Genomic DNA, 26,872 nt, shown 5'->3' with positions numbered 1-26,872 from the left:
GATTCATGAGCAACACTGAGAGGCCCAGCCGTCGCGCCGCCCTGCTCGGCGATCGCCCCGGCTCGTACGCCATCGCGCGTCACGTCCGGATGAGCGCCAGCAAGTGCCGTCGCGTCGTCGACCTGGTTCGCGGGATGGACGCCGCTGACGCGGTGACCATGCTGAAGTTCCAGCCGCAGGCCGCGGCGGAGCCGGTGCGCAAGGTCGTCGCCTCGGCCATGGCCAACGCTGAGCAGACCGAGGGTCTGCGCGCCGAAGACCTGTACATCTCGCAGGCTTTCGTCGACGAGGGCGTCACCATGCGCCGCATTCGCCCCCGCGCCAAGGGATCGGCCAGCCGAATCCTGAAGCGCTCCGCCCACATCACCGTGGTTGTCGAGCCCAAGGACGCCCGTCCGGCCCCCAAGAAGGCCAAGAAGGGTCGCCCGGCGGCTGCAGCCAAGTCCGAGACCGAGAAGGGAGCCTGACATGGGCCAGAAAATCAACCCCCATGGTTTCCGTCTCGGTGTGACGACCGATCACAAGACCCGCTGGTACGCCGAGAAGCAGTACGCCGAGCTCGTGGGTGAGGACGTCAAGATCCGGGAGTGGCTCCACAAGAACCTGGAGCGCGCCGGTATTTCGTCCATCGAGATCGAGCGTCGCTCCGAGCGCGTGACCATCTTCCTCTACGCCGCCCGCCCGGGCATCGTCATCGGGCGTAACGGTGCCGAGGCCGAGCGCGTGCGCGGTGAGCTGGAGAAGCTCACCGGCAAGCAGATTCAGCTCAACATCCTCGAGGTTAAGAACCCCGAGACCGATGCCCAGCTGGTTGCGCAGGGAATCGCCGAGCAGCTCGCTGCCCGTGTCGCTTTCCGTCGCGCCATGCGCAAGGCCCAGCAGTCCGCCATGAACGCCGGCGCCCTTGGCATCCGCATCAAGTGCTCCGGCCGTCTGGGCGGCGCCGAGATGAGCCGTTCCGAGGGTTACCGTGAGGGCCGTGTGCCGCTGCACACCCTGCGCGCTGACATCGACTACGGCTTCTTCGAGGCCCGCACCACCTTCGGACGCATCGGCGTCAAGGTGTGGATCTACAAGGGCGACGTCACCGGCACCCGTGCCGAGCGGGCTGCCCAGAAGGCTGCTCGCCAGGCGCCCCAGAACGCTCGCGGTGGACGCGGCGGCAACCGTCGTGGCCGGGGCGATCGTCCCGACCGTCGTGGTGGACGTCGTCGCGCTGAGGCCGCCAAGCAGCAGCCCGCCGAGACCGCGGCCCCGCAGACCGAGAACGCAGGAGCCTGACATGTTGATTCCTCGTCGAGTGAAGTACCGCAAGCAGCACCATCCCAAGCGGACCGGCGCTGCCAAGGGTGGCACCCAGCTGGCCTTTGGTGACTACGGCATCCAGGCCACCGAGGGTGGATACCTGACCAACCGTCAGATCGAGGCCGCCCGTATCGCCATGACCCGCTACATCAAGCGTGGTGGAAAGGTGTGGATTAACGTCTACCCGGACCGCCCGATGACCAAGCACCCCGCCGAGTCCCGTATGGGTTCCGGTAAGGGTACCCCTGAGTGGTGGATCGCCAACATCAAGCCCGGACGAGTTCTCTTCGAGCTGTCGGGTGTGCCGGAGGACGTGGCTCGCGAGGCCATGCGTCTGGCCATCCACAAGCTGCCGATGAAGGCTCGTTTCATCTCCCGTGAAGGCGGTGACAACTGATGCCCAAGCTTTCTGCTGCTGAGCTGCGCCAGCTCTCCGGGGAAGAGTTGCGCAACAAGGTTCGCGAACTCAAGGAGGAGCTGTTCGGGCTGCGTTTCCAGTCAGCCACCGGCCAGCTCGAGAACACGGCTCGCCTGCGTGAGGTCCGCAAGGACATCGCTCGCGTCTACACCGTGCTCCAGGAGCGCAACCTCAACATCGTCGACGATCCCGACGCCGCCGATCCCAACAACGACAAGGAGGCCTGAGCATGAGCGAGAACACCGCTGAGCGGACGACCCGCCGCAAGGTCCGTGAGGGACTGGTCGTGTCCGACAAGATGGACAAGACGATCACCGTCCTGGTCGAGGACCGCGTCAAGCACCCGCTGTACGGCAAGGTCATGACCAAGTCCTCGCGCCTCAAGGCTCACGACGAGAACAACGAGGCCGGCATGGGCGACCGCGTGCGGATCATGGAGACCCGCCCGCTGTCTGCCACCAAGCGCTGGCGTCTGCTCGAGATCGTCGAGAAGGCCAAGTGACGCATTGGTGAGCTGACCATCACAGTTTGCTGCAAGGCGACCCATCCGAAAGGGTGGGTCGCCTTGTTGTGTGTGGGGTAGGGGAACCCTTGGGCCTCCGGGCAGCTGCGCCAGTTGTGTCTCACGTGCGCCAGGGCTTGCGGGGCAGCTGCGCCAGTTGTGTCTCACCTGCGCCGAATGCCTCCAGGGCGTCCATACTTCGGTTGGCATAGGGACCTACTTGCGCCAGTTATGCCCCACCTGCGCCAAAAATTCTGGCGCAGGTGAGACACAACTGGCGCAGCAACGTCTGGGGCTGCGGTCATGGACCGATGCGTCACTCAGTTCTCGTCCCGAGGGCGCAAAAAGTTATCCACAGATGCTGACACGGACCCTTCCCAGGAGGGCCACCTTCGCGCTTCACTGGGCGCATGCCTGAACTACGACGAGTAGCGACGTACCGGTCAATGCGAGCAGCGGGCGCGTCGCGTCGATCTATCGAGAACCACGTCGGCACGCCCGACGTCACGGCGTTACGTCGAGGCGCGTGGACCATTACCGGCGAGTCTGCTTCTGTTCGTCAACACCAATTGGATCTGCTCGCTGGGTCGCAGTTTTTGTCGCCGGATACGGTGTTTAGCCATGTCACGGCAGCGGCCCTCCATGATCTGCCACTTCCGCCAGTGGGAACAGAGCAACTGTGGGTCACACAGCCCCGTTACGGTGGTGGTCATCGGAGGGACCGGCTCATCACTATTGGAAGGATTCTTCCGCCCGAACACATCCTGGACGATGGCGTTCGTCGATTTACCAGCGTAGAGCGAACCGTCGTCGACATGGCGTCGGAATTTGGATTTGAAACTGGCCTGATGGTCGCCGACGCTGCATTGCGCGCAGGCGCAGATGCGAGTGTCTTGGCTGACGTCGTCAAGACGTGTGGGAGGCCCCGGGGACTCGGACATGCGCGTCAGGTCGTGGCCATGGCAGACGGTTGCGCCGAGAGCCCGGCTGAATCCCTTATACGTGCGAAGTGGCACATCGCGGGAGTCCCGGCTCCGATATTGCAGCTGGTCGTCCGAGATTCGAAGGGACGATTTTTGGGTCGGGTCGACTTTGCGTGGCCGGAAGCCGGAGTTATTGCCGAATATGACGGACGCACGAAATACGGAGCGCTGCTCGAACCTGGTGACGACATCGGTCAAGTTATTATCGCTGAGAAAAGGCGCGAGGCGGCAATTATTGACAAGGGCTGGACGGTCCTGCGGTTCACAGTCAAAGATTTACGGACGCCGACCGGGTCCGCGCAGCGAATTCTCGCAGCTCTCGCTCGTCCTTCGCGTCGAAGAATTGCCTGACCAGTCGGGATTCTGGTGACGCTTCGGTAGCGTCGACAGACGGTCAAGTAGACCGCGCCGTCTGGGCACCTCGACGGCCTATGAACCTCTGCCTCCAAACTACCTGCGCCAGTTGTGTCTCACTTGCGCCAAAAATTCTGGCGCAAGTGAGACACAACTGGCGCAAGTGGCATCCACGGTTCATTGATGCGTGGGGATGTCGCAGGCTTATGGCGCAGGTGGGACACAACTGGCGCAGCTGGGCCAAGCGACCACCATGCGACTTCCGGGGGCGGCGCAGGTGGGGCATAACTGGCGCAGCTGGGCCAAGCGACCACCATGCGACTTCCGGGGGCGGCGCAGGTGGGACACAACTGGCGCAGCTGGGGGAGGGCGGAGCGGCGCCATACCCACCTACACCAGGTCACCCCCAATTCGCAATCCCGGGCAAACGGAGTTAAACTACCCAAGTTGTCTTGCGACTGTGCCCACCTTCAAGCACAGTACGGAACCCCCGACTTCACACAGACGGAGGTCACCGTGCGCCGCCCGAGGGTGTTGGGACCTCTCGCGGACGACAGCCGCGTACCCCCTGAGGTGCGGGCTGCCCTCTGGCAAAATCCAGGGGGTTCGTGTTCAACAGTCCTACCAGGCCCGGCAGGGAACCAGTGGGACGAAGGAGAAGACATGATCCAGCAGGAGACGCGACTCAAGGTCGCCGACAACACTGGTGCGAAGGAGCTTCTTTGCATCCGTGTTCTCGGTGGATCGAAGCGTCGCTACGCCTACCTCGGTGACACCATCGTGTGCACCGTCAAGGACGCCATCCCTGGCGGAAACGTGAAGAAGGGCGAGGTCGTCAAGGCCGTCGTCGTGCGTACCGTCAAGTCGCACCGCCGCCCCGACGGGTCCTACATCAGGTTCGACGAGAACGCCGCCGTGCTTCTCAAGAACGACGGGGAGCCCCGTGGCACCCGTATCTTCGGCCCCATCGCCCGTGAGCTGCGCGAGAAGAAGTTCATGCGCATCGTCTCGCTCGCCCCGGAGGTGATCTGAATGAAGTCCCTCAAGATCAAGAAGGGTGACCGCGTCAAGGTCATCGCCGGCAACGACAAGGGCACCATCGGTGAGGTTCTGTCGGTGGATCCGGCCCGTGAGCGCGTCATCGTCGAGGGTGTGAACATTCGCAAGCACCATCGTCGTGACATGCCCACCCCGCAGGGCGGCACCACCAAGGGCGGAATCATTCAGTCCGAGGCCCCGATCCACGTCTCGAACGTTCAGCTCGTGACCAAGATCGACGGCAAGGATGTCGTGACCCGCGTTGGCTACCGCCGCGAGGACGTCACCAAGCGTCGTCCCGACGGTTCCGAGTACGCCGCCCAGCGCAGCGTCCGCTACCTCAAGAAGGAGGAGGCCAAGTGAGCACCGAGACCTTCGCGCACGAGATGCCTCGTCTGAAGAAGCAGTACCGCGAGCAGATTCGTCCTGCCATGCAGGAGGAGTTCGGTTACAAGAACCCGATGCTCATCCCCGGTCTCGAGAAGATCGTGGTGAACATGGGTGTTGGTGACGCCGCTCACGACTCCAAGGTCATGGACGGTGCCGTTCGCGACATCACCGCCATCACCGGCCAGAAGCCGCAGGTCACCAAGGCCCGCAAGTCCATCGCTCAGTTCAAGCTGCGTGAGGGACAGCCCATCGGCTGCCACGTCACCCTGCGTGGTGACCGCATGTGGGAGTTCGCTGACCGTCTGCTGACCCTGGCCCTGCCCCGTATCCGCGACTTCCGCGGACTCAACTCGAACCAGTTCGACGGCAAGGGCAACTACACCTTTGGCCTGTCCGAGCAGGTCATGTTCCTCGAGATTGACCAGGACAAGATCGACCGCGTCCGTGGCATGGACATCACGTTTGTGACCACCGCGCAGACGAACGAGGAGGGCAAGGCCCTGCTCAAGCACCTGGGATTCCCGTTCAAGGCGAAGGATGATCCGAAGAAGGCCAAGGCCAAGCGCGGTCCTGCCTACTACGCCAAGAAGAAGAAGAAGTGAGGATCTGATGGCCAAGACAGCTCTGAAGGTCAAGGCGGCCCGTAAGCCCAAGTTCGGTGTCCGCGGCTACACCCGTTGCCAGCGCTGCGGTCGTCCGCACTCGGTGTACCGCAAGTTCGGCCTGTGCCGAATCTGCCTGCGCGAGATGGCCCACGCCGGTCAGCTCCCGGGTGTCACCAAGTCTTCCTGGTGACCAGGCTGCGTCTCTCAAGGATGCAGATCCACGGGCCCTGCCGGGCCCCGGCGGGTTGGTGACCCGCCCTACACACACCTGAACAACACAGAAGGTCCCCAGCTCAACCCCGGACGAGATGCTCCGGGACGCGGCAGGAGGGAAACCATTGTGAGAAAGAGGCCAAACCAGCCATGACCATGACTGACCCGATCGCAGACATGCTGACCCGTCTGCGTAACGCCAACCAGGCGTACCACGACCAGACGTCGATGCCTCACTCGAAGATCAAGGCCGGAATCGCCGAGATCCTCAAGTCCGAGGGCTACATCGCCGACTTCAAGGTCAACGAACCCAAGGAGGGTGAGGTCGGCAAGACCCTGACCCTCACCCTCAAGTACGGCGACAACCGTGAGCGTTCCATCGCTGGCGTCCGCCGTATCAGCAAGCCCGGACTTCGCGTTTACGCCAAGTCCACCGCCCTGCCGAAGGTGCTCGGCGGCCTGGGCATCGCCATCATCTCCACCTCTCAGGGGCTGCTCACTGACAAGCAGGCCCACGAGAAGTCCGTGGGCGGGGAAGTCCTCGCCTACGTGTGGTGACCGTCGACGAGACAGATAGGAGTAATCAATGTCGCGCATTGGCAGGCTTCCCATCGCCGTCCCGTCCGGTGTCGAGGTGAAGCTTGATGGGCAGGACGTGGAGGTGAAGGGTCCGAAGGGAACCCTGAACTTCACCGTTCGCGAGCCCATCACCGTGAGCAAGAACGATGAGGGACAGATCGTCGTTGAGCGTCCGGACGACGAGCGTGAGAACCGCTCGCTGCACGGCCTCACCCGTACCCTCATCAACAACATGGTCATCGGTGTGACCGAGGGCTACGAGAAGAAGCTGGAGATCCAGGGCGTGGGTTACCGCGTGCTGTCGAAGGGTCCCAAGCAGCTCGAGTTCAACCTCGGTTTCTCCCACCCGGTGATCGTCGACGCCCCGGAGGGAATCACCTTCGCCGTCGAGAACCCCACCAAGTTCTCGGTCCAGGGCATCGACAAGCAGGTCGTGGGCGAGACCGCGGCCAACATCCGCAAGATCCGCAAGCCGGAGCCTTACAAGGGCAAGGGCGTGCGTTACGAGGGCGAGAACGTCCGTCGCAAGGTTGGAAAGGCAGGTAAGTGACATGGCAAGCACCCTGACTGTTCGCAAGAGCCTGTCCGACCGCGCCAAGGCACGTGCTCGTCGCCAGGCCCGTGGTCGCAAGAAGATCTTCGGGACCGTCGAGCGTCCCCGCATGGTCGTCACCCGTTCCTCGAAGCACCTCTTCGTCCAGGTGATCGACGATGTTGCCGGCAACACCCTCGTGTCGGCTTCCACCATGGAGGCCGAGCTGCGCGAGATGTCTGGAGACAAGACCGCCAAGGCCACCCGCGTGGGCACCATCATCGGTGAGCGCGCCAAGGCCGCCGGCATCGACAAGGTCGTCTTCGACAAGGCCGGGAACAAGTACCACGGGCGGATCGCCGCGCTGGCCGATGCGGCCCGCGAGGCCGGTCTCGACTTCTGACCCACGAAAGGCAAGTGAGCAACGATGAGTGGAACCCAGCGCCGCGGTGGCGGTGCAGGTGGTGAGCGTCGTGGCCGTGACAACCGTCGTGGCCAGAACGATCGCAACCGCAACCAGAACGAATATCTCGAGCGCGTCGTGGCGATCAACCGCGTCGCCAAGGTGGTCCAGGGTGGCCGTCGCTTCAGCTTCACGGCGCTGGTCGTCGTGGGTGACGGCGAGGGCACCGTGGGCGTCGGCTACGGCAAGGCCAAGGAGGTGCCCGCGGCCATCGCCAAGGGTGTCGAGGAGGCCAAGAAGCACTTCTTCAAGGTGCCGCTGGTTGGCCGTACCATCACCCACCCGGTGATCGGTGAGAAGGCTGCCGGTGTCGTCATGCTGCGTCCGGCTTCCCCCGGTACCGGTGTCATCGCCGGTGGCTCGGCTCGCGCCGTTCTCGAGTGCGCCGGCGTGCAGGACGTGCTCGCCAAGTCCCTCGGCTCCTCCAACGCGATCAACGTGGTTCACGCCACTGTCGCCGCGCTGCAGCAGCTCGAGGAGCCCGAAGAGGTCGCCCGTCGCCGCGGCAAGTCCGTTGAGGACGTCGCCCCGGCAGCCATGCTGCGCGCCCGCAAGGAGGCCGACGAGGCCGCCGCTGCCGCCCGCATGGAGGAGAAGGCAGGGGTCAACTGATGAGCAAGCTGAAGATCACCCAGATCAAGTCCGGCATCGCCACGAAGCCGAATCATCGCGAGACCCTGCGCAGCCTCGGACTCAAGCGCATCGGTGACACGGTCATCAAGGAGGACCGCCCGGAGTTCCGCGGCATGGTCCAGACCGTTCGTCACCTCGTCACCATGGAAGAGGTGGACTGACGTGGCTATTGAAATCCATGATCTCAAACCCGCTCCTGGTGCCCGCAAGGCCAAGACCCGTGTCGGTCGTGGTGAGGGCTCCAAGGGTAAGACCGCTGGTCGCGGCACGAAGGGCACCGGCGCACGCAAGAACGTGCCCGAGTTCTTCGCTGGCGGCCAGATGCCGATTCACATGCAGGCCCCGAAGCTGGGCGGGTTCCACAACCCGTTCCGCACCGAGTACCAGGTCGTGAACCTGGACAAGGTCGAGGCCCTGTTCCCCAAGGGCGGCAAGATCACCGTCGACGACCTCGTCGCCGTCGGTGCGGTCCGTGACAACGAGCTCGTCAAGGTTCTCGGAACCGGCGAGCTGACCGTCAAGGTCGATCTCGTTGTCGACGCCTGGTCCAAATCGGCCCAGGAGAAGATCGAGAAGGCCGGCGGAAGCGTCACCAAGCGCTGAAGCCAACCTTCAAATACGGTTGTGAACACGACCACATGACGTACGAGGGACGGGAAACATGACCGTTTCCCGTCCCTTGTGTCATCTGTCAGGGCAACGCACTAGCGATGACGACATGCCTTGCTCGTTTGACCTCATCAGACTGTCTCAGGGGTTGAGTGTGTGTAAGATCACACGCACCAAGCGGCCCTCGTGCCGAGATGACCCCATGCCGAATCGTGTGCAGCGGCAACACCTGCCGTCAGGGTCTGGCGGCCACACTCGCCGACGGCCCACCTGCCCTAACGGCAGGAACTGCACACCGTGAGAAAGGACGACCGTGCTCAAATACGTGGTGCGTCGCCTCATCAACTACGTCGTGCTGTTGTTCATCGCGGTGTCCTTCGCATACCTGCTCGCCTCGTATGCTCTGGACCCGCGCAACGCTTTTGATCAGACGAATCCGAAGCTCAACTGGACGGCGATCAACCAGTCATTGACCAACTACAACATCAACCCCGACACCAGCATCTGGGTGCGCTACGAGCGATGGTTGAAGATGGTCTTCCTGCATTGGAACTGGGGCTGGACCCCACATGGTGACGCGATCAATTCCTTGATTGGCACCCGGATCGGTGTGTCGGTCCGTTTGGTGATTTGCGGAACGATCATTGGCATGGTCGGTGGTGTCGCCGTCGGTGCATGGTCGGCCGTGCGCCAGTACTCGGTTGCCGACCGAATTGTGTCCTTCCTGTGCCTGCTGCTCATCTCGACGCCGACGATGGTGTTGGCGGTCCTGTTGCAGCTTGGTGCCATTAAGTTCAACCAGGCAACGGGCACGCAGTTCTTCCAGTTCATCGGTGAGGTTGGGGCGCACGGGGACTACTTTGGCGCCGAACTGCTCAGCCGTATGCAGCATCTGCTGTTGCCGACGATCTCCCTGTCAGCGCTGAGCTTGGCCAGCTACTCGCGGTACCAGCGCAACCTCATGCTCGACACCCTCGGCGCGGACTATGTGCGTACCGCTCGGGCGAAGGGCCTGCGCAAGGGACGCGCCATCCGCCACCACGCGCTGCGCAACGCCATCATTCCGATGGCCACGTACTTCGCCTTCGGTGTGGCCAACATCTTCGTTGGTGCCACCATCTCCGAGCAGGTGTACGCCTGGAACGGCGTTGGTTCGTACTCGGTGATGTCGATTCAGCAGAACGACATCAACGGTTCGGTCGCCGTCGTCGCCTTTTCCGGCGTCTGCACGCTGACTGGTGCCCTGCTGTCCGACATCCTCATCGCGGTCATCGATCCGCGTGTCCGGGCTCGATGAGGAGGAGCCGTCATGTCTGAACCCACGAACAACTCCAGCGTCGAGCTCAACACCCCGAAGGCTGGCCCCGGTGCTCCCGTCAACGGCCCCGACGCCGTGAGTGCCGCTGAGCGCAACGAAAAGCACAAGCCAGGACGCAATGAGCGTGAAGGCAAACACCTGTCGCGTGGCCGTCTGATCCTGCGCCGGTTCTGGCGTCCGGTTGGCTCCAAGATCGGTGTCATCGGACTGGCCCTGATCGTCCTGCTGGCTCTCATCGGCCCGTACATCGCCAACTGGGACTACTGGGTCGTTGATGACAACGCATTCCTCACTCCGCCAGACCAGTACCACTGGTTCGGTACCAGCCAGGGTGGCTTCGACCTGTTCGCCATGACGGTGGAGGGGCTGCGCAAGTCCCTCATCATCGGTTTCTGCGTCGCCCTCATCGTCGAGACCCTGGCCGCTCTCATCGGTTCGGCTGCGGCCTACTTCGGCAAGGTGGCGGAGAAGATCATCCTGTGGTTCATCGACCTGCTGCTGGTGATCCCGTCCTTCCTCATCATTGCCATTCTGAGCCAGCACACCTCCGGCAAGAGCACCTCGACCGCACTGCTGATCGTGCTGCTGTCGGCCTTCAGCTGGATGCTGTCGGCCCGAGTCGTGCGCGCCATGACCCTGTCGGTGGTCAACCTCGACTACGTCACGGCTGCCCGGTTCATGTCGGTGCCGCCGTTCACGATCATCGTCAAGCACGTCATTCCCAACATCGCCAGCTACCTCATCATCGACCTGACCCTTGGTGTGGTCGCGGCCATCATGAGCGAGACCGTGCTGTCCTTCTTCGGCTTCGGCGTGCAGAAGCCTGAGACCTCCCTGGGTACCCTGCTGGGCGACGGCATGACGGCGGTGACGACCTCACCGTGGCTGTTCATGTTCCCGGCCGGCGTGCTGGTCATTCTGTTGCTGAGCGTCAACTTCATCGGTGACGGCCTGCGCGACGCCGTCGATCCCTCTTCCAAGTCTGGTGGTAAGGCATGAGCAAGAAAACTGCCACTGCGGCCAACCTGTCTGATGCCCTCCCCGAGCGTCAGGAGGGTGTGCCGGTCCTGCAGATCAAGGACCTCAACGTCCGTTTCCCCTCCGAGGACGGCGTCGTTCACGCCGTGCGTGGGGTCAACCTGACCGTCAATGCGGGAGAGGTCGTCGGTCTGGTGGGTGAGTCCGGCTCGGGTAAGTCCGTCACCTCGATGTCGGTGATGGGCCTGCTGGACGAGGGAGCTCGCGTCGAGGGGTCGATCAAGGTCCACGGCACCGAGCTGCTGGGACGCGACGACGACTGGATGTCGAACGTGCGCGGCAAGAAGGTCGCCATGATCTTCCAGGACCCGTTGAGTGCCCTGACCCCGGTGTACACGATCGGTGACCAGATCGTCGAGGCTCTCCAGATTCACTCGGACATGTCCGACAAGGAGGCCTGGGCCCGAGCCCTTGAGCTGCTCGACATGGTTGGCATCCCGAACCCCGAGGTGCGCGCCAAGGCCTTCCCCCACGAGTTCTCCGGCGGTATGCGTCAGCGCGTCGTCATCGCCATGGCCATTGCCAACGACCCGGACCTCATCATCGCCGACGAGCCAACAACGGCCCTGGACGTGACGATTCAGGCGCAGATTCTTGACCTGTTGCGCGTCGCCCAGCGTGAGACCCACGCCGGTGTGGTCATGATCACTCACGACCTTGGCGTCGTTGCTGGTCTGGCCGACCGGGTGGCCGTCATGTACGCCGGGCGTATCGTCGAGCGGGCTGACGTCGACGAGCTGTTCTACCGCTCCCGTCATCCCTACACCATTGGTCTGTTGGGGTCCCTGCCTCGCCCTGACCTTGACAAGGACGAGCCGCTGACCCCGGTCGAGGGTAATCCGCCCTCCCTGCTCAACCTCCCGCAGGGATGCCCCTTCGCCCCGCGTTGCCCGATGGCCGTGGATGCCTGCCGCGAGGCCGAGCCTGATCTGACGCCCACCGACCTTGACCGTCACGAGGCCGCCTGCATTCGACACGCCGAGCTCATCGACCGCACCTATTCGCAGATCTACCCGCAGATCGGTGAGCGCAAGAGCCGCTACAAGATAGCCTTGGGCACCTCCGATCGTGAAGCCCTTGAGGACGTTCTGGAGGTCAAGGACCTCGTCAAGACCTACCCGCTCATGAAGGGGTCGGTCTTCAAGAGGCGGGTTGGCACCGTTCATGCCGTCGACGGCGTCTCCTTCCGCATCAAGAAGGGCGAGACGCTGGGCCTGGTGGGCGAGTCGGGCTGCGGCAAGACGACGACGATCATGTCGATCCTTGAGCTTGCCAAGCCGGAGGAGGGCACCGTCGTCGTCCTGGGACGCGACGCGGCCACGATGAACGCCAAGGCCCGCAAGGAGACCCGACAGGACCTCCAGGTGGTGTTCCAGGACCCGATGGCCTCCCTGGATCCTCGCCTGCCGATCGCCGACATCATCGCCGAGCCGTTGAAGTACAACGGTTACCCGAAGAACAAGATTCCGGAGCGGGTCGATGAGCTCATGGCGTTGGTGGGTCTGGAACCCGCCCACGCCAACCGCTACCCGCGCAACTTCTCGGGTGGTCAGAAGCAGCGTGTCGGTATCGCTCGCGCACTGGCCCTCAACCCGAAGCTGTTGGTTCTTGACGAGCCGGTGTCGGCCCTGGACGTGTCGATTCAGGCCGGCGTGCTGAACCTGCTGGAGGATCTGCGCGAGAAGTTGGAGCTGTCGTATCTCTTTGTCGCGCACGACCTGTCGGTGGTTCGTCACATCGCCAACCGTGTGGCTGTCATGTACCTGGGCCGTATCGTCGAGCTGGGCGAGGTCTCGCAGGTCTTCGACCACCCGATGCACCCGTACACCCAGGGTTTGCTGTCGGCCATCCCGGTGCCTGACCCGGCCAAGGAGCACAACCGTCACCGCATCCTGCTGGAGGGTGACCTGCCCTCCCCGGCAGCTCCGCCGTCGGGATGCCCGTTCCACACGCGTTGCCCGAAGTTCAAGACGCTCGATGAGACCTCCCAGGCCAAGTGCATGGGGGAGCGTCCCGAGCTGTTCTACCCGCACCCCGACATTGACCGACGCACGGCGTGTCACTTCCCCGAGGAAACGCGGGTGTTCTGAGCCGGTGCGGTAAATCCCTGGCATGGGGGTGGTGTCGTTGCGACGACGCCACCCCCATGCGTTATGTCGGCCCGTGCGTCGTGTTTGCCCCATGCGTCATGTTTCCCCGTGCGTCGTGTCTTGGGGTGATCCGGGAGGTCTCATTGGCACCGCGTCGACGAGCTGAGGTGAACTGGCCAACATCACGGTTGGATCAAGGAAAGGTCAAGATTTCATAACGAAACCGCGTTCTGAAGCCGTTTGCGGTGGTTGATCCGGGGCGGGGGTGCCAAGCTCAAGCCAACCCCGATCCACCTCAGGATCCTCAACTCTTCGGAGGTTTACCGTGCGCAAGACGCTAACGACCGCAGTGGCTGCTCTGGCCGTGGGTTCGCTTGCCCTCACTGGCTGCGGGCAGAAGAACAAGTCCGGCGGCGAGCAGAACAAAGGTGACAAGACCACGTCGGCCAGCGCGCCTCTGGCTGCCCTGAATATCAAGCCCCGTGACCAGATCAAGGACGGTGGCACTCTCCGTCTGGCGATCGGTACCCTTCCAACCGGCTGGAACGGGTTGCAGGTCGACAACAACACTGTTGACCTCAACACGACCATCTGGCCCTTCATCGGCGTCATCAACTTCGACATCTCCGAGGACGGCACCCCGAAGCCGAACCCGAATTTCATTGAGTCGACCGACGTTGACAGCAAGGGCGGCAAGCAGGTTGTCACCTTGCACCTCAACCCGAAGGCCAAGTGGAACTCCGGCCGCACCATCGACTACACCGATTACCAGGCCACCTGGAAGGCCACCAACGGTCAGAACGACAAGTTCCTGCCAGCCACCACTGACGGTTTCAACCAGATCACCTCGGTGGAGAAGGGCGACAAGGACACCGACGTCGTCATCACCTTCAAGACCACCTACCCCGACTGGACCGCTCCCTTGGGCACGGTCCTTCCCAAGGAGGGTGCCTCCGACCCCGACACGTTCAACACCGGGTGGAAGGATCTCAACCCCGACTGGTTCACCGGCCCGTTCATCCCCACCAAGGTGGATCAGGCCTCCAAGACCCTCACCGTCAAGCGCAATGACAAGTGGTGGGGCGAGAAGTCGAAGCTTGACACCGTCACCTTCAAGCAGATGGAGGATGCCGCCAAGACCAAGGCGTTCGCCAACAAGGAGATTGACGTCGCCGACACCATCATCACCAAGGACGGCTACCAGACCGCCAAGAAGCGCGATGACGTCGACATGCGTGCCGCCGGTTCGCTGCAGTGGCGCCACTTCACCTTCAACGCCAAGTCGGCCAACCTGTCTGACAAGGACGTGCGCCAGGCCATCGTCAAGGGCATCAACCGCCCCGCCATCGCCAAGTCTGACCTTGCCGGCCTGCCGGTCCAGGCTGATTCGGTGATGCTGGGCAACCACTTCTTCATGCCCGGCCAGCCTGGCTACAAGGACAACTCCGAGGACTTCAAGTACGACCCGAAGGCCGCCGAGAAGCAGCTCGACGATGCTGGTTGGAAGAAACAGGGCGACTTCCGTGTCAAGGACGGCAAGACCCTGACCGTCAACTACGCCCAGCTCACCGGCGTCCCCACCTCCGAGAATGAGGGCGCACTGCTCAAGCAGGACATGGCCAAGATCGGCGTCAAGGTGAACCTGGTCAACACTCCGTCCAGCGACATGAACAAGGTGTTGTCGAACCACTCCTTCGACATCATCGCCTTCACCTGGCAGGGCACTGCGTACCCGATGAACAACGTGCGCCAGATCTACGGTGCTGCTGTTGAGGGATCCAAGAAGCCCTCCGAGTCCAACTTCTCTCAGATCGTCGATCCCGAGGTCGAGAAGCTCATTCCACAGATTGGTACCGAGATGGACGTCAACAAGCGTCGTGAGCTGACCAACCAAGCCGACAAGGCCATCTGGGACGACGTCATGACCCTTCCGCTGTACCGTCGCATCATGTTCACCGCTACTCCGAAGAATCTCGCGAATTTCGGTGCTGCGACCTTCCAGAGCACTCACGCCGAGGACATCGGTTACGTCAAGTGATCTGATGGGTGATTGACCCGGAAAGGGCCCGGCGCAGGCAGTTGCCGGGCCCTCACTCTGCTTTTCACACGCGATTTCGAAGAATCGTATGGTCGGGGGTGGTTTGGCGACTCACATGGTGGTTTCGTAAGGTGTGAGGTCCGGTTTCCGATGAAGAAGCCGGATGGTGGCAGGAGCGTCCTGCCATTGACTTCAGTGGAGGACATCTTGCGCAAGGCGATCGTGACCCCTGTGGCGCTGCTGGCCGTGTCGGCCATGGCACTCACCGGGTGCGGACAGAAGAATCAGTCCGGCGGAAGCAAGCAATCAGGGATGACGTCGGAGTCGGCCCCGATGGCTCAGCTCAATGTGGTTGACCGGGGCCAGCTCAAGGACGGTGGCACGCTGCGACTGGCCATTGAGCAGCTCCCGACGGGGTGGAACCCTATGAACGTCAATGGGAACACCGTGGACCTCTCCACGACCATCTGGACCTTCATCGGCGTCAACAACTTCGACATCGCCGAGGACGGCACGCCGAAGCCGAATCCGAACTACATCTCCTCGACCGATGTGGAGACCAAGGGCGGCAAGCAGGTTGTCACCTTGCACCTCAACCCGAAGGCCAAGTGGAACTCCGGCCGTACCATCGACTACACCGACTACCAGGCCACCTGGAAGGCCAACAACGGTTCCGAGCCCGGCTTCCTGCCGTCCAGCACCGATGGTTTCAACCAGATCACCTCGGTGGAGAAGGGCGACAAGGACACCGACGTCGTCATCACCTACAAGAGCACCTACCCCGACTGGACGGCGACCCTGAGCGCCGTTCTGCCGAAGGAGGGGGTGAAGGACGCCGATACCTTCAATGAGGGATGGAAGCAGTTGAACCCGGACTGGTTCGCTGGACCGTTCATTCCGACGAAGGCTGACCAGGCGTCGAAGACCCTCACCGTCAAGCGCAATGACAACTGGTGGGGCGAGAAGTCGAAGCTCGACACCGTCACCTTCAAGGCGATGGACAACGCCACCCAGACCAAGGCGTTCGCCAACAAGGAGATCGACGCCGTATCGAACATCGTCACCAAGGACGGTTACCAGACGGCGAAGAAGCGTGATGACGCTGAGATGCGCCAGGCCGGTTCGTTGCAGTGGCGTCACTTCACCTTCAACGCCAAGTCGGCCAACCTGTCTGATCAGAAGGTGCGTCAGGCCATCGTCAAGGGCATCAACCGCCCGGCGATTGCCAAGTCCGACCTCGCCGGCATGCCCGTCAAGCCGGACACCCTCATGCTTGGCAACCACTTCTTCATGCCCGGTCAGGCTGGCTACAAGGACAATTCCGCCGACTACAAGTACGATCCTGAGGCCGCCAAGAAGGGCCTCGACGATGCCGGCTGGAAGATGGATGGCGACCACCGCGTCAAGGACGGCAAGACCCTGACGATCAACTATGCCCAGCTCACCGGCGTGCCGACCTCTGAGAACGAGGGCGCGCTGTTCAAGCAGGACATGTCGAAGATTGGCGTCAAGGTCAACCTCGTCAACACCCCGAGTGACTCCTTCACCCAGACGCTGAGCAGCCACTCCTTCGACGTCATTGCCTTCGCCTGGAACGGTACCCCGTACCCGATGGCCAATGTCCGCCAGATCTACGGTGCTGCTGCTGAGGGCTCGGACAAGCCGTCACAGTCGAATTTCTCCCAGCTCATTGATCCCGAGCTCAACAAGCTCATTCCCAAGATTGACTCCGAGGCGGATGTCTCGAAGCGTCGTGAGTTGACCAACCAGGCCGACAAGATGATCTGGGACAACGTCATGACCCTTCCGCTGTACCGTCGCATCACCTTCACCGCGGTTCCCAAGAACCTGGCGAACTACGGTGCCGCGACCTTCCAGAGCGTGCACGCCGAGGACATCGGCTACCAGAAGTGAGTTCTCAACCATGAGAAGCGGGGCCGGGGAATGATTCCCCGGCCCCGTCGTCGTTGTGGTGTGCGTCAGGACTGGTGGGGTCTGCGTCAGGACTGACGACGACGCACAACAACTGCAGCGAGGAGGAGGACGGCGACGACGGCAATGACGACGACCGTGGCAACAGGCCCGGACATGGGGCCGTGGCCTGACGAGGAGGGGGCGTCCCCCTCGCTGTTGTGGGTCAGTTCGAAAGAGGCGCCCTCGGCGCTCCCGGCAGCCAACGTGGGGGGAGTGCAGGACTTGGTCTTCGGCTTGTTGTAGCACCAGCCTTCGATGGATCCGGCGGCCGGCTGATATTGGTCGGCACCCTTCTTGGAGTAATCCCACGCAGCACCGGCGCCAGATGCGTGGTAATACGCCCAGTACTGGCCCTGGAATTTCTTGGGGCAGACTGCGGGATGGTCATTCATCGTGCAGATGAGACCGGTTTTGTTCTTACCGGCGGTGATTCCGGCCTTCTTGAGGGCATCGGCGCCGGTGGACGGCGAGTCGACGCACTGGTTCGACAGCACCTCTTCCTCCTCGGTGATGACGAAGACCCACACCTTGTTGGCGTTGAGGCAGTCGTCAATGGCCTTCGCCTGGCTGGTTTCGGCGCTCGGGGAGGGGGCAGCCTGCGCCCAGAGCGGGAAGACGATGGACAGGGCTGCACACAAGACAGCGGCGAGCACACCCGACCATGGTCGGAGTGCTCGCCGCTGTTCGATGTTGGGAATACTCACATGACGATCATGCCGCAGCAGGGAGTATTTCGTCGTATCGATTGTCCTCAGACGCCAGTATGGGGCAGGGCCGGCAGACGATCCGCAGGACGGTTCGACGGGCCGACGGGAGCCACCTGCACTGGGTCATCGGCGGTCGCCGTGGCGGATGGTGCGGGAGTGGCCGATCCGGTCGGGGCCATCGTCGGAGTGACAGTGGGCGTGACCGTGGGAGTCACTGTTGGGGTGGCGGATGGCGTCGGTGTGGCCGTTCCGGTTGGGGTCACGGTCGGGGTCATCGTCGGTGTCTGGGTCGGGGTCACGCTCGGATTCGGAGTCGGGGTAGCCGAGGGAGCATATGGTGTCAGGCGGGCATCCCAGCTCGGTCCAGTATTCCAGTCAGCGGAGAGGGACTTGAAGTACCAGCCCTCGATGGAACCAGGCTTGAGCTTGGCGCTACCAGCACCGGTCATCGAGTACTGCCACTTCACCGGCTTGTCAGCGCCGGCCGGGGTGGCATGCCAGTAGGACCAGTACGCCTCGTTGATGTTAGACACCTTCGGGTAACCGTCGATCTTGTGGAGGAACCCACCGCTGGACTCGATGGCGAACCCTGCCGACTCAAGAGCCTCGAAACCATCGTTGAACTTCGATGCGCATCCGCCTTTAGAGGTGCCGTTGTCCTGCTCGACGTACACCCAGACGTGGCCCACGGCGATGCACTGCTGGGCGCCGCTCATGTCACCGGGCTTGCCGGTCGGGGTGGCGGTGGGAGTGTCTGTCGGGGTAGGGGTGGGAGTGTCTGTCGGGGTAGCGGTGGGAGTCGCGGACGGGGTGGTCTTGCAGGACGGAACACCCTCCGGGGCCTTGCCGGACCATGCCGAGGCGTAACCGTGGCCCGAAACAGCCATGACCGCCTGATCGGTGGCCATGAGGTTGGGTTCACTCGAGTTGCGCTTGGCCTGCCACGCACCGACGTTGGTGAGGAGCTGCTGGCGAATCATCCACTGCTTGACGGACTTCATGTCCTCGCCACGCTCGGCCAGAGCACTGGCGAGCATGCCGGTCGAGTTGGCGGCGGAGTAGGTCTCCCAGTAGTCGCCGTCGTCGTGCTCCTTGGTGTTCATGGCCCACGTGGTGGCGTTGGCGGCAGCAGCATCGATCTTGGCCTGGTAGCCGTCCGGGATGAGATGAGAGTTGCGCTGCAGCAGAGTCAGGTCAGACAGGGCGATACCGGTGTAGTCGGGGTCGCCGACGAAGACACTGCTGCCGTCCTGGTTCCGCTTGGTGTAACCGAAAGCGCCGGCGTCCGTGCCGTCAGTGCCCTGAGTCGACAGCAACTTGTCGATGATCTTCTGTGGCACCGGGCGGTTGGCGCGGGTCAGCGCAATGGTGATGAGGTGCGGGCCCCAGTACATGTTGACGCGGTTCTGCATACCCGGGGTCTCATCGTTGATATAGCCGGCAAGCTTGACCCAGAGGTTTCCAGTTTCCTTGCCGAGGAAGTAGGTCGGATCCTCGCCGAGGATCTCGGCGGTCATGATGACCTTCGCCAGACCAGCCGGGTTGTTCTCGACGTATTTCGGGCCTGCTTCCTTGAGGGCCGCAGTCATCTCCTTGACGACGTCAGGATGGGCATCGGAGCCGACCAGAGCAATGATGCCGTCGGCGACACCGCCAGCCTGTCCGTAGGTCGTCGGGTCTTCCTGCCACTTTTGGGCGAGCCAGTCGGCGGCCGCGGCGACGTACTTACTGGTGGCAGCGGTGTCGTTGACCGATCCGGCCCACATGGCACCCTTGACCGGGCTGGCCGGCGGATCGAAGCAGTACGGGGCGGAACCGTCATCAATGGTGGCGGTGACAGGTGCGTGTGATGGCGCGGGCTGCGGGTCAGCGAACGCCGGTACCACGAACGGTGATGCGACGAGTGCACCGGCGGCGAGACCGGCGACCCATCGATTGAGCCTGGTCATGTGGCGGGCCTTCTTCCTGAGGATGCGTTGCGCTCAGGACGGGAAAGCCCCCCGAGTTGAACCCACCGCAGTCCTCGACGGTGTGATGTTCCTTGGCGCAACCCAGGTACTCCGACTTGGGGACGAGCCCCTCACGGTTGCGGGTCAGCTCCGGATTCTCACCGGATTCCCCCGTGGTTGCAGTGTCAGTCTAAGCTCGCGCCCATCACATGTCCACATCTAGTTAGGCGCTGCGAACCTGTGTGTTAGGCTTCACATGGTTTCACCGATGGAGAACCTGGTGCGAATCCAGGACTGTCCCGCAACCGTGTAGACCGACAAAAATGTCGGCTAAGTCGGATCGCCATCGTTGAGATGTCCCGTACTTGTTTCCGTCGTGGACAGCGGAAAAGACGATCCTGGCCCAGCGCTGGATGGCCTAGAAGCGTCCACCCAGTGAAAGGCAGGAATAGTGAGACGTCTACGGGGTTTGGCTGGTCTACTCGCAGCAGCAGTGGCACTGCCAATTGCCATCACCCATCTTGGCCCGGCATCTGCGGCACCGCCGTCCTACGACTCTGATGCGCAGAAGTGCATCAACGAGAACCACGTCTTCGTCTATGCCGAGCGCGATGACGGCCATGTCGATACTGGTTGTGCTACCAAGTTCTCCAACGGTGTGGAAGCCTTGACGTCGGCTGGTTTCGACATCGGTAACACCGATTTCGGTGGTGACCTGGGGTTGTTTATCGATTCGATTAACGGCTATCCGGAAAACCCCGACAAATTCTACGCTTACTGGGGCTATTTCCACGGGAAGCCGGCAGGCAAGAACACCGAGACAACGTGGGAGTACTCGCAGCTCGGTGCGAGTAATTACCATCCGGAGCCCGGTTCGATCGAGGCATGGCACTACATGCTCATCGACGGCCCATGGGAGGTCCCTCCGACCTGGAAGCCGAAGGTCGATCCGGCTCCCACCACTCCGGCGGCCTCCTTCGAGATTCCTGACAAGGCCCTGCAAAAATGCATCACCGACAAGGTGGGTACCACCACTCCCACCAAGGAACAACTCGACGGTGTCACGAGCCTGAGCTGCCGGAACAGGGGAATCAAGGACCTTACCGGTATCGATCAGCTGACCGGATTGGAAAAGGCATTCCTGCCGGAGAACAAGATCAGTGATCTCAAGCCGTTGGCCTCCATGACTGGCATTTTCAGCCTGGATGTCAACAGCATTGGAGTCTCCGATGTCACGCCGCTGAGGTCGTTGACGAAACTGTCGCATCTGGACGTCGGCAAGAACCACATCCGCGATCTGTCCCCACTCAAGGACATCAAGGGGCTGGGAGACACCGACATCGTCTCGAACTACCAGACCGTTGACGGTGGGTCGGCCACTGCCGGGGTCGAGGCCCCCGTCCCGACCGCCGTCGACCATCAAGGCACGACCTTCGTGGCTGATCGTGAGGTTCCTGAAGGCGTCAAGATCAAGGGCAAGAACGTCACGTACCCCTCTGCGGGCGACTACGTGTGGCAGTTCCGCGACGCCTCGATGTACTTCAACGGGTCCATCACGGTCCACGTCGTTGCAGCTCCCGAACCGGCGAAGCTCGTCGAGATCCCTGACCCGAACTTCAAGTCCTGCCTGCAGGACTCCTTGGAGGACGGCGCGCCTCTGACTGCTGAGAATCTTGCTGGGTTGACCGAGGTCACGTGTATCAACAAGGGAATCAAGGACATTACCGGAGCTGAGGCGCTGACGAACGTCAACAGCCTGGTCCTGACGACCAACGAGATTGATAGCGTCGAGCCGCTTGCAGGTCTGACGAAGCTCGAGACCCTGTACCTGCCCAACAACCACGTCACGGATGTGGCGCCGCTTGCGGGTCTGAAGAATATGAAGGCGATGGTCTTGGATCAGAACCCGATCACCACGGTGCAGCCGTTGTCGTCGCTGACCAACTTGACCGATCTGACGATCAACCAGATGAACCGCGGCAAGTACAAGTATCCCGGTGTGACCAGTCTCGACGGGCTGGGCTCGCTGCCTGCACTTGAGCGACTTGTCGCCAACAACAACGTCAACCTGGCTGATCTCTCCGGGATTTCCGGCGCCACCTCGTTGAAGAAGCTGTTTCTCAACGGTGACAAGATCTCCGACCTGACTCCGATCCAGGGGTTGACGAACCTTGTCGAAATTGGTTTCGACAACAATGAGATCTCCGATGTCTCCGCCTTGGCCGGGATGAAGAATCTCACCAAGATAAATCTCAATTCGAACCACATCTCTGACCTCTCACCGTTGTCTGGGGTCAAGAACACCGCATTCATGGGTCTTCGCGCCCGCTGGCAGAAGGTGACGGCCTCTGCCGTTCCAGCCCAGCAGCAGGTTGCGGTCCCGGTGGCGAAGGCTGCCGATGGGTCCAAGGTTGAGTTCACGGCGCCTGAGGGAATTGTGGCTTCAGGTGACATGGTGACCTACCCGGCCGCCAGCGATGAAGGGTATGAGTGGACGTGGTCGCACAACGACGCCACCAGCCACTCCGAGGACTTCTCCGGGACGTGGATCCAGCCGGTGACGGCTGCGGTGTCGACTCCCAGCCCTACTCCGACGCCGACCCCGACGGTGACCCCGACGCCTACGCCGAGTGTGACTCCTACGCCTACGGTGACGCCTACGGTGACGCCGACCCCGACGGTGACCCCGACGGTCGTTCCGACCTCGACCGTGGCACCGACGGTAACGCCTTCACCTACGGAGACGTCTGCTGTCACGCCTACGCCGACGGTAACCCCGACGGTCGTTCCGACCTCGTCCGCGGTACCGACGTCCGTGGCACCGACGGTTTCGCCGACCGGGACTGTGACCGTGACGCCGACGCCGGTTCCTCCCACCTCTGTGGCCAAGCCCGGACCTCGCCAGGGTGATATCCCGGTGAATCCGTCCCTCCCGGACAGCCCCACGCGCCACCTCGGACTTCCATCCACGGGAGTCTGATTCCCGAGTGACAGCAGGGCTCCACCGCCATGGCGGTGGAGCCCTGTGTCGTCTCGAGCGCAGGTCGCGTCAGATAATCCTCCTATTCGCGGCCACGACTTCGATATCTGGAGGCCGATGCGTACCTTCGGGCTACCACGTCCGTCCAGTGCCCGAACCCGAGTCCTTCTGGGAGGTGTTGGCCTGGTCCAGCGCCTTCTGGCGCTGTTCCTGGGCCTTCCTGACTTTCTCGTCCAACTCGTCCTTCTTGTTCTGCCGACCGGAGGAGTCCGCTTCCTCGCCGGCGTCCCCTCCGCCACCGTTCTGGCGCTTGCGATCAAGGCGAGATCTGGTGCTGTTCGCCTCAGCCGTGTGCGCCGCTGACGTGCAATGGGCGTCAGCAAGCACAGCCTTGCCCTGACGCCATCTCACGAGGGCTTCGTCACGGTTGTCGGCCTCGGCGTACCGGTCAGCGGAAGCTTCCAACGACCATGCCCAGTTCAGACGAATCCGGCACTGTTCCTCGTCAGGGGCCAGACCCGCGGCCTTCTCAAACTTGTCCGTGGCCCCGTCATAGTTGCCTCGGATGTACCGGGCGACCCCAGCGTCATAGGGAGCGATCCACTTGTCGACGGTTGCCGCCCTCTCGGCAGCCGTGAACTTCCGCTCGGCGCTGGCTGCGTCTCCTCGGTCAAGGTCAGCCCGTCCGCGATCAACGAGGATCATCGTCCGAGCGGGAAGAGCCGCTGCCGCGAGGGCCACCAGAGCGACGACTCCGGCCCCAACCCGCACAGTCCACGGTGCTCTCACACCGTGCATGCCACGACGTCCCGGTCTTTCCAGATTCGCCATCACGCCACATCCTTGCGCATCCGTCGCCACGCCCGCACGCTGAGCCAGGCATCTGCCATCTCACAGACCAGCGCGGCTGCGGCAAACCACCATGCCCAGTGGCGAGTGCGACCCGGCTGTGGATCCGCCGGCTGTTGAAGCGGGTTTTCCCACCATGTCACCTTGCTGGCGGCGTTGCGTTGGAGGAACCGTCCGCCCATCTGCTCAGCCATGGTCCGCAATGCCTGCGGATCAGCATGAGACACCGCAGGAGAGCCATTCCTGGTCACTTTTTCCGTCGCACCGGGACGGATGGGCATGGTTCCTCCCGAGGTCGTTCCGTAGCCGAGGACCAGCCCGCCGTCGATGAGCCCAGAAATGTCGGAAAAACTGTGCGGAGCCGAGGACGCCGTCTGTTCTCCGTCGCCCATGTACACCAGGTATCTCTTGGCGGTGGGGCGACTGTCTCGCGCCTTGACGAGCATCTGGCGAGCGAGCGGTTCGGCCATGCCGATGTCACTACCAGCCGCGTTCATCGTTTCCCGCCAGCCCAGGGTCTCGGCGAGGGTGCGCAGAGCCGCCGGGTCGGTGCTGGGTGGCAGCGCGATCCGCGCCTGATTGTCCGAGGCGATGACGGTCACTCGTGCCGACGGCATCGCATCAGCCAGGGAGACGAGGTCGGCGGTCACCCCCGACATTCGTGACTTGCCGTCATGGTCGGTTGCTCCCATCGAGGTGGTGCGGTCAACGATGACGATGACTTCAGCCCCGGCCGCCTCATCGCTGTGTGGGATGTCGGCGCTCCCAGGGCGCAGGGCCACCCCCACCAGCAACAGGGCAGCCAGGACCCGGCACCACATGGCTGCGGTGGATCGGGGGGAAGAACGCCGTCGTGTCGTCACCGCAATGGCAGCCAGGGCAAGTGTTGCCAGGACTGCCACAACGAGGAGGACCCAGTCAGGATGGACGGTCATGAGTTCTCCTTCCCGCGCTTGGGGGCGATCTCCATGACAGTCGCGGTGACGAGGCACACCAGAGCCAGCACCCCGAAGGGCCAGACGACGTCGGTCTGGGTCCACCGGGCGGTGGCGGCGGTCACACGAGCCTGCTGGGAAGTCACCGCGGTGATGATGCGATTCGGGTCCTCCAGACTCGTTCCGGTGACCAGGGTGACCTCACCTCCCGTGTGTGCCACGGCGTCATGGAGGACCGACACTGCGGTGGCATCCGCCTCCGAAGGCGCAACTGCCTGGACCAGAACGTTGCGTTTCGCAGCTTGGCGGATCGCCTCGTTGAGGCTGAAGACCGGTGTGCCAGAGAGCTGATTGTCGGTGGCCAGTACCACGGTGCGTGCGCGCTGGTCGTCCGAACCGTCGAAACGCTGGAGGCAGGAGGCCAACCCGTCACCAATGAGGCTGGAACCGCTTGTTCCTGCCCTGGACCCTGGGACGGGGCCGTGATCAAGATCATGGGCGAACTGGGAGAGTTGGGAGTCGATGTAGTCCGCGTCGTCGGTGAGGGGGAAAATCGTCACGGCAGCCGAGTCGAAGGCCACCAGGCCGATCCGGTTGCCTCCCAGGCGCTGCGCCAGTGTGCGGTAGGCCTCGGTCACGTCATGATCGACCTCAGACATCGACCCGGAGACGTCGAGACATAGCACGACGTCATGGTTGCGACGCAGTTGCCAGGACTTGTCAGGTTTGGCAGGACGACCCACCAGCACGACGAGGCACGTGGCAGCGACGAGAACGCACACCACCTGGACGAGGCGGCGCCGAAGCCGGGAACGAACGAGGTTCTGGTAACGGGGGAGAGCCCGCAGTCGGTCCAAATGATCCAGCGGAACCGCGGAGTGCTGCACCCGACGGCGGCGGTTGAGGGGCTGCAGGAATGCGGCGATGACCACCGCCAGGACGGCGATGGCGGCGACGACGGCGAACGGCCATTGCATCAGTGCCATGAGGCCACCACTTCCTGTCCGGATTCGATGAGGTGACGGGCGCTGGACTCGCTGGGCTGTGGGCCGAAGCAGGCGTCGCGGGCATGTTCGGAGAACTCGGCGGCCGGTTGCAGGCGGGGCTCGCGTCGGGCCGCGCGCGACAGATCGGAGGCTGTGAGGTAGTCGGCGTCCTCAGTGCTCACCAGGCCGATGAAGCGACGCACGAGGCGGCTGGCCTGCTGGCACGCCTCGCGCGGGGACAGATCCTTGCCCAGGCGGGCTGAGAGCTCGTCAAGAGCTGTGAGACATTCGGCTGACAACTGTGCGACGTCGTCACGAGGCTCTTCGTTGAGGTCACGACGTCGAGACATGACGACGGCGGCCACCAGGGCAGCGATGCCAACTACAGCAAGGACAGCGACGAGAATCCACCAGTGGGAGGGAATGGGAACTGTGGGATTGATCTTGAGGAGGCTCATGATCGCCTCCTGCGTCGTGACAGGGCGAGGGCAAGAGCTTCTGGAGCATCAGCGACGGTCTGTACTCGGGCATGGGCGATACCGAGATCATCGAGCATGGCGTCACTGCGGCGGGCAAGGTCGATCTGCGCAGACTCGGATGCCTCCCGGAGCTGACGGTCGCCAAGGATCTCCTGCATCACCGAGGGGCCACCATCGGCGGCCGTGATGGCGCGGCCGACGAGCCTGGGATCGGTGGCCAGCATGTCGGTGAGGGTGACGACGATGATGTCGTGGCGTACCGCGGCCCGGCTCAACGCATTGACCTGGGCCGAGGTGAACTCCGTGTCGTCGCGGATGAGGAGAAGCAACCCGGGGCGTCGCATGGCGTTCGTGGCTGTCGCGAGCACGGTTTCCTCGACGTGGGGGTCCGGGGAACCACTGGCCTGTTCGAGGCTGATGATCTCGTGGAGCATCCGTTCCACCTGTGGCAGTCGCACGGTCGGACGCCACGAGGAGGTCTGACCGTGGCCTGCGCACACCATTGCGACTCGATCACCGTGGTCCACGGCGATCTGGGCCATGATTGCCGTCACCACCGCCGCCATGTGGGCCTTCGTCACGTTCATGTCACACCAACCACGCATCGCCGGGGTGCCGCACACCCCAACCATGAGGGTGGCCTGACGCTGGGCGACGTGACGACGGATGAGCAACTCCCCGCGACGGGCCGTGGCCTTCCAGTCGATGTCCTTGACGTCATCGCCGGTGGCATAGGTGCGCAGGTCGTTGAAATCGAGGCTGCGACCGACGTGGACCGAGTCGTGGTCTCCGTCGAGGAGGGACGTCACCCGGTGCCGCAACTCCAGCGGCAACCGGGAACGCACGGCTTGGATGAGAGCCTGCTCCCGGCTGCCGAGGACGTCGGCGGAAGAGGTCGGGGTCAT

The 26,872-nt window shown here is 62.9% G+C and carries 29 protein-coding genes and 1 riboswitch; of the genes, 22 read left to right on the top strand and 7 right to left on the bottom strand.

Translation table 11 applies throughout. From position 1 onward, the window contains the following. The first annotated feature begins 5 nt into the window (after positions 1-5). The 21 genes from rplV to O6R08_RS08380 all read left to right on the top strand — a co-directional run bounded on the left by rplV (position 6) and on the right by O6R08_RS08380 (position 17,022). Positions 6-467, top strand: coding sequence for a 50S ribosomal protein L22 (gene rplV, locus O6R08_RS08485; protein ID WP_271417737.1), 462 nt, complete (start codon positions 6-8; stop codon positions 465-467). Position 468: 1 nt separating this feature from the next. Then, the gene (rpsC, locus tag O6R08_RS08480; RefSeq protein WP_271417736.1) at positions 469-1,281 is read left to right on the top strand and encodes a 30S ribosomal protein S3; all 813 of its coding nucleotides are present in this window, start codon (positions 469-471) and stop codon (positions 1,279-1,281) included. A gap of 1 nt (position 1,282) precedes the next feature. Beyond that, entirely contained in the window at positions 1,283-1,702 is a 420-nt protein-coding gene (rplP, locus tag O6R08_RS08475; protein WP_002516060.1) for a 50S ribosomal protein L16, read from the top strand. Beyond that, positions 1,702-1,950 carry a 50S ribosomal protein L29 gene (rpmC, locus tag O6R08_RS08470; protein WP_271417735.1) on the top strand — a complete coding sequence of 83 codons (249 nt, stop codon included), beginning with the start codon at positions 1,702-1,704 and terminating at the stop codon, positions 1,948-1,950. Before rplP ends, rpmC begins: the two co-directional genes overlap by 1 nt. Before the next feature lie 2 nt (positions 1,951-1,952). After that, a complete protein-coding gene (rpsQ, locus tag O6R08_RS08465; protein ID WP_271417734.1) occupies positions 1,953-2,225 on the top strand; it encodes a 30S ribosomal protein S17 in 273 nt (90 codons plus the stop codon). A gap of 410 nt (positions 2,226-2,635) precedes the next feature. Then, positions 2,636-3,559, top strand: a complete 924-nt coding sequence (locus tag O6R08_RS08460) for a hypothetical protein (RefSeq protein ID WP_271417733.1) — start codon at positions 2,636-2,638, stop codon at positions 3,557-3,559. Between the two features lie 666 nt (positions 3,560-4,225). Then, positions 4,226-4,594, top strand: a complete 369-nt coding sequence (rplN, locus tag O6R08_RS08455) for a 50S ribosomal protein L14 (protein ID WP_271417732.1) — start codon at positions 4,226-4,228, stop codon at positions 4,592-4,594. Further along, positions 4,595-4,963 (top strand): 50S ribosomal protein L24, encoded by a 369-nt coding sequence (gene rplX / locus O6R08_RS08450; protein ID WP_271417731.1) that lies wholly within the window; start codon positions 4,595-4,597, stop codon positions 4,961-4,963. Continuing rightward, on the top strand, positions 4,960-5,592 hold the full coding sequence (gene rplE, locus O6R08_RS08445) for a 50S ribosomal protein L5 (RefSeq protein WP_271417730.1): 633 nt from the start codon (positions 4,960-4,962) through the stop codon (positions 5,590-5,592). Before rplX ends, rplE begins: the two co-directional genes overlap by 4 nt. A 7-nt stretch (positions 5,593-5,599) precedes the next feature. After that, positions 5,600-5,785, top strand: a complete 186-nt coding sequence (locus tag O6R08_RS08440; RefSeq protein ID WP_271417729.1) for a type Z 30S ribosomal protein S14 — start codon at positions 5,600-5,602, stop codon at positions 5,783-5,785. A gap of 173 nt (positions 5,786-5,958) precedes the next feature. Next, positions 5,959-6,366, top strand: a complete 408-nt coding sequence (rpsH, locus tag O6R08_RS08435; RefSeq protein WP_271417728.1) for a 30S ribosomal protein S8 — start codon at positions 5,959-5,961, stop codon at positions 6,364-6,366. Positions 6,367-6,394: 28 nt separating this feature from the next. Next, positions 6,395-6,937 (top strand): 50S ribosomal protein L6, encoded by a 543-nt coding sequence (rplF, locus tag O6R08_RS08430; RefSeq protein ID WP_271417727.1) that lies wholly within the window; start codon positions 6,395-6,397, stop codon positions 6,935-6,937. A gap of 1 nt (position 6,938) precedes the next feature. Continuing rightward, entirely contained in the window at positions 6,939-7,322 is a 384-nt protein-coding gene (rplR, locus tag O6R08_RS08425) for a 50S ribosomal protein L18 (RefSeq protein WP_271417726.1), read from the top strand. A gap of 24 nt (positions 7,323-7,346) precedes the next feature. Further along, positions 7,347-7,994, top strand: a complete 648-nt coding sequence (gene rpsE, locus O6R08_RS08420) for a 30S ribosomal protein S5 (RefSeq protein WP_271417725.1) — start codon at positions 7,347-7,349, stop codon at positions 7,992-7,994. Then, positions 7,994-8,176 carry a 50S ribosomal protein L30 gene (rpmD, locus tag O6R08_RS08415; protein WP_002549939.1) on the top strand — a complete coding sequence of 61 codons (183 nt, stop codon included), beginning with the start codon at positions 7,994-7,996 and terminating at the stop codon, positions 8,174-8,176. The genes rpsE and rpmD overlap by 1 nt, the downstream gene beginning before the upstream one ends. Before the next feature lies 1 nt (position 8,177). Then, a complete protein-coding gene (rplO, locus tag O6R08_RS08410; protein ID WP_271417724.1) occupies positions 8,178-8,618 on the top strand; it encodes a 50S ribosomal protein L15 in 441 nt (146 codons plus the stop codon). 319 nt (positions 8,619-8,937) lie between these two features. Then, complete coding sequence (locus O6R08_RS08400) at positions 8,938-9,921, top strand: ABC transporter permease (protein WP_333907884.1); 984 nt, start codon at positions 8,938-8,940, stop codon at positions 9,919-9,921. A 12-nt stretch (positions 9,922-9,933) separates the two neighbouring features. After that, on the top strand, positions 9,934-10,941 hold the full coding sequence (locus O6R08_RS08395) for an ABC transporter permease (protein WP_271417723.1): 1,008 nt from the start codon (positions 9,934-9,936) through the stop codon (positions 10,939-10,941). Continuing rightward, positions 10,938-13,070 (top strand): ABC transporter ATP-binding protein, encoded by a 2,133-nt coding sequence (locus tag O6R08_RS08390; RefSeq protein ID WP_271417722.1) that lies wholly within the window; start codon positions 10,938-10,940, stop codon positions 13,068-13,070. The genes O6R08_RS08395 and O6R08_RS08390 overlap by 4 nt, the downstream gene beginning before the upstream one ends. A 325-nt stretch (positions 13,071-13,395) precedes the next feature. Further along, complete coding sequence (locus O6R08_RS08385) at positions 13,396-15,108, top strand: ABC transporter family substrate-binding protein (protein WP_271417721.1); 1,713 nt, start codon at positions 13,396-13,398, stop codon at positions 15,106-15,108. A 207-nt stretch (positions 15,109-15,315) separates the two neighbouring features. Next, the gene (locus O6R08_RS08380; protein WP_271419328.1) at positions 15,316-17,022 is read left to right on the top strand and encodes an ABC transporter family substrate-binding protein; all 1,707 of its coding nucleotides are present in this window, start codon (positions 15,316-15,318) and stop codon (positions 17,020-17,022) included. Between the two features lie 86 nt (positions 17,023-17,108). On the opposite strand, the gene O6R08_RS08375 is transcribed toward O6R08_RS08380, so the two are convergent. Both O6R08_RS08375 and O6R08_RS08370 read right to left on the bottom strand, forming a co-directional pair. Then, a complete protein-coding gene (locus O6R08_RS08375; RefSeq protein WP_271417720.1) occupies positions 17,109-17,786 on the bottom strand; it encodes a hypothetical protein in 678 nt (225 codons plus the stop codon). A 47-nt stretch (positions 17,787-17,833) separates the two neighbouring features. Further along, entirely contained in the window at positions 17,834-19,738 is a 1,905-nt protein-coding gene (locus O6R08_RS08370) for a hypothetical protein (protein ID WP_271417719.1), read from the bottom strand. 84 nt (positions 19,739-19,822) lie between these two features. After that, a riboswitch (cobalamin riboswitch) is annotated at positions 19,823-19,952 on the bottom strand. Positions 19,953-20,231: 279 nt separating this feature from the next. Between O6R08_RS08370 and O6R08_RS08365 the strand changes: the two genes are divergently transcribed. Next, complete coding sequence (locus O6R08_RS08365) at positions 20,232-22,718, top strand: leucine-rich repeat domain-containing protein (RefSeq protein ID WP_271417718.1); 2,487 nt, start codon at positions 20,232-20,234, stop codon at positions 22,716-22,718. A 132-nt stretch (positions 22,719-22,850) separates the two neighbouring features. On the opposite strand, the gene O6R08_RS08360 is transcribed toward O6R08_RS08365, so the two are convergent. Genes O6R08_RS08360 through O6R08_RS08340 form a run of 5 tightly spaced genes read right to left on the bottom strand, consistent with a single transcriptional unit; the run spans position 22,851 to position 26,872 of the window. After that, complete coding sequence (locus O6R08_RS08360; protein WP_271417717.1) at positions 22,851-23,552, bottom strand: hypothetical protein; 702 nt, start codon at positions 23,550-23,552, stop codon at positions 22,851-22,853. Continuing rightward, positions 23,549-24,502 (bottom strand): VWA domain-containing protein, encoded by a 954-nt coding sequence (locus O6R08_RS08355; RefSeq protein WP_271417716.1) that lies wholly within the window; start codon positions 24,500-24,502, stop codon positions 23,549-23,551. The genes O6R08_RS08360 and O6R08_RS08355 overlap by 4 nt, the downstream gene beginning before the upstream one ends. Next, a complete protein-coding gene (locus O6R08_RS08350; RefSeq protein ID WP_271417715.1) occupies positions 24,499-25,488 on the bottom strand; it encodes a vWA domain-containing protein in 990 nt (329 codons plus the stop codon). The genes O6R08_RS08355 and O6R08_RS08350 overlap by 4 nt, the downstream gene beginning before the upstream one ends. Beyond that, positions 25,479-25,946 (bottom strand): hypothetical protein, encoded by a 468-nt coding sequence (locus tag O6R08_RS08345; RefSeq protein WP_271417714.1) that lies wholly within the window; start codon positions 25,944-25,946, stop codon positions 25,479-25,481. The genes O6R08_RS08350 and O6R08_RS08345 overlap by 10 nt, the downstream gene beginning before the upstream one ends. Then, positions 25,943-26,872: a DUF58 domain-containing protein gene (locus O6R08_RS08340; RefSeq protein ID WP_271417713.1), complete on the bottom strand. Its 930-nt coding sequence runs from the start codon at positions 26,870-26,872 to the stop codon at positions 25,943-25,945. The genes O6R08_RS08345 and O6R08_RS08340 overlap by 4 nt, the downstream gene beginning before the upstream one ends.

Source organism: Cutibacterium equinum, assembly GCF_028021195.1.
Taxonomy (GTDB): domain Bacteria; phylum Actinomycetota; class Actinomycetes; order Propionibacteriales; family Propionibacteriaceae; genus Cutibacterium; species Cutibacterium equinum.
The sequence above is the reverse complement of the archived record's forward strand: the minus strand, read 5'-3'. Positions and strand labels throughout refer to the sequence as shown.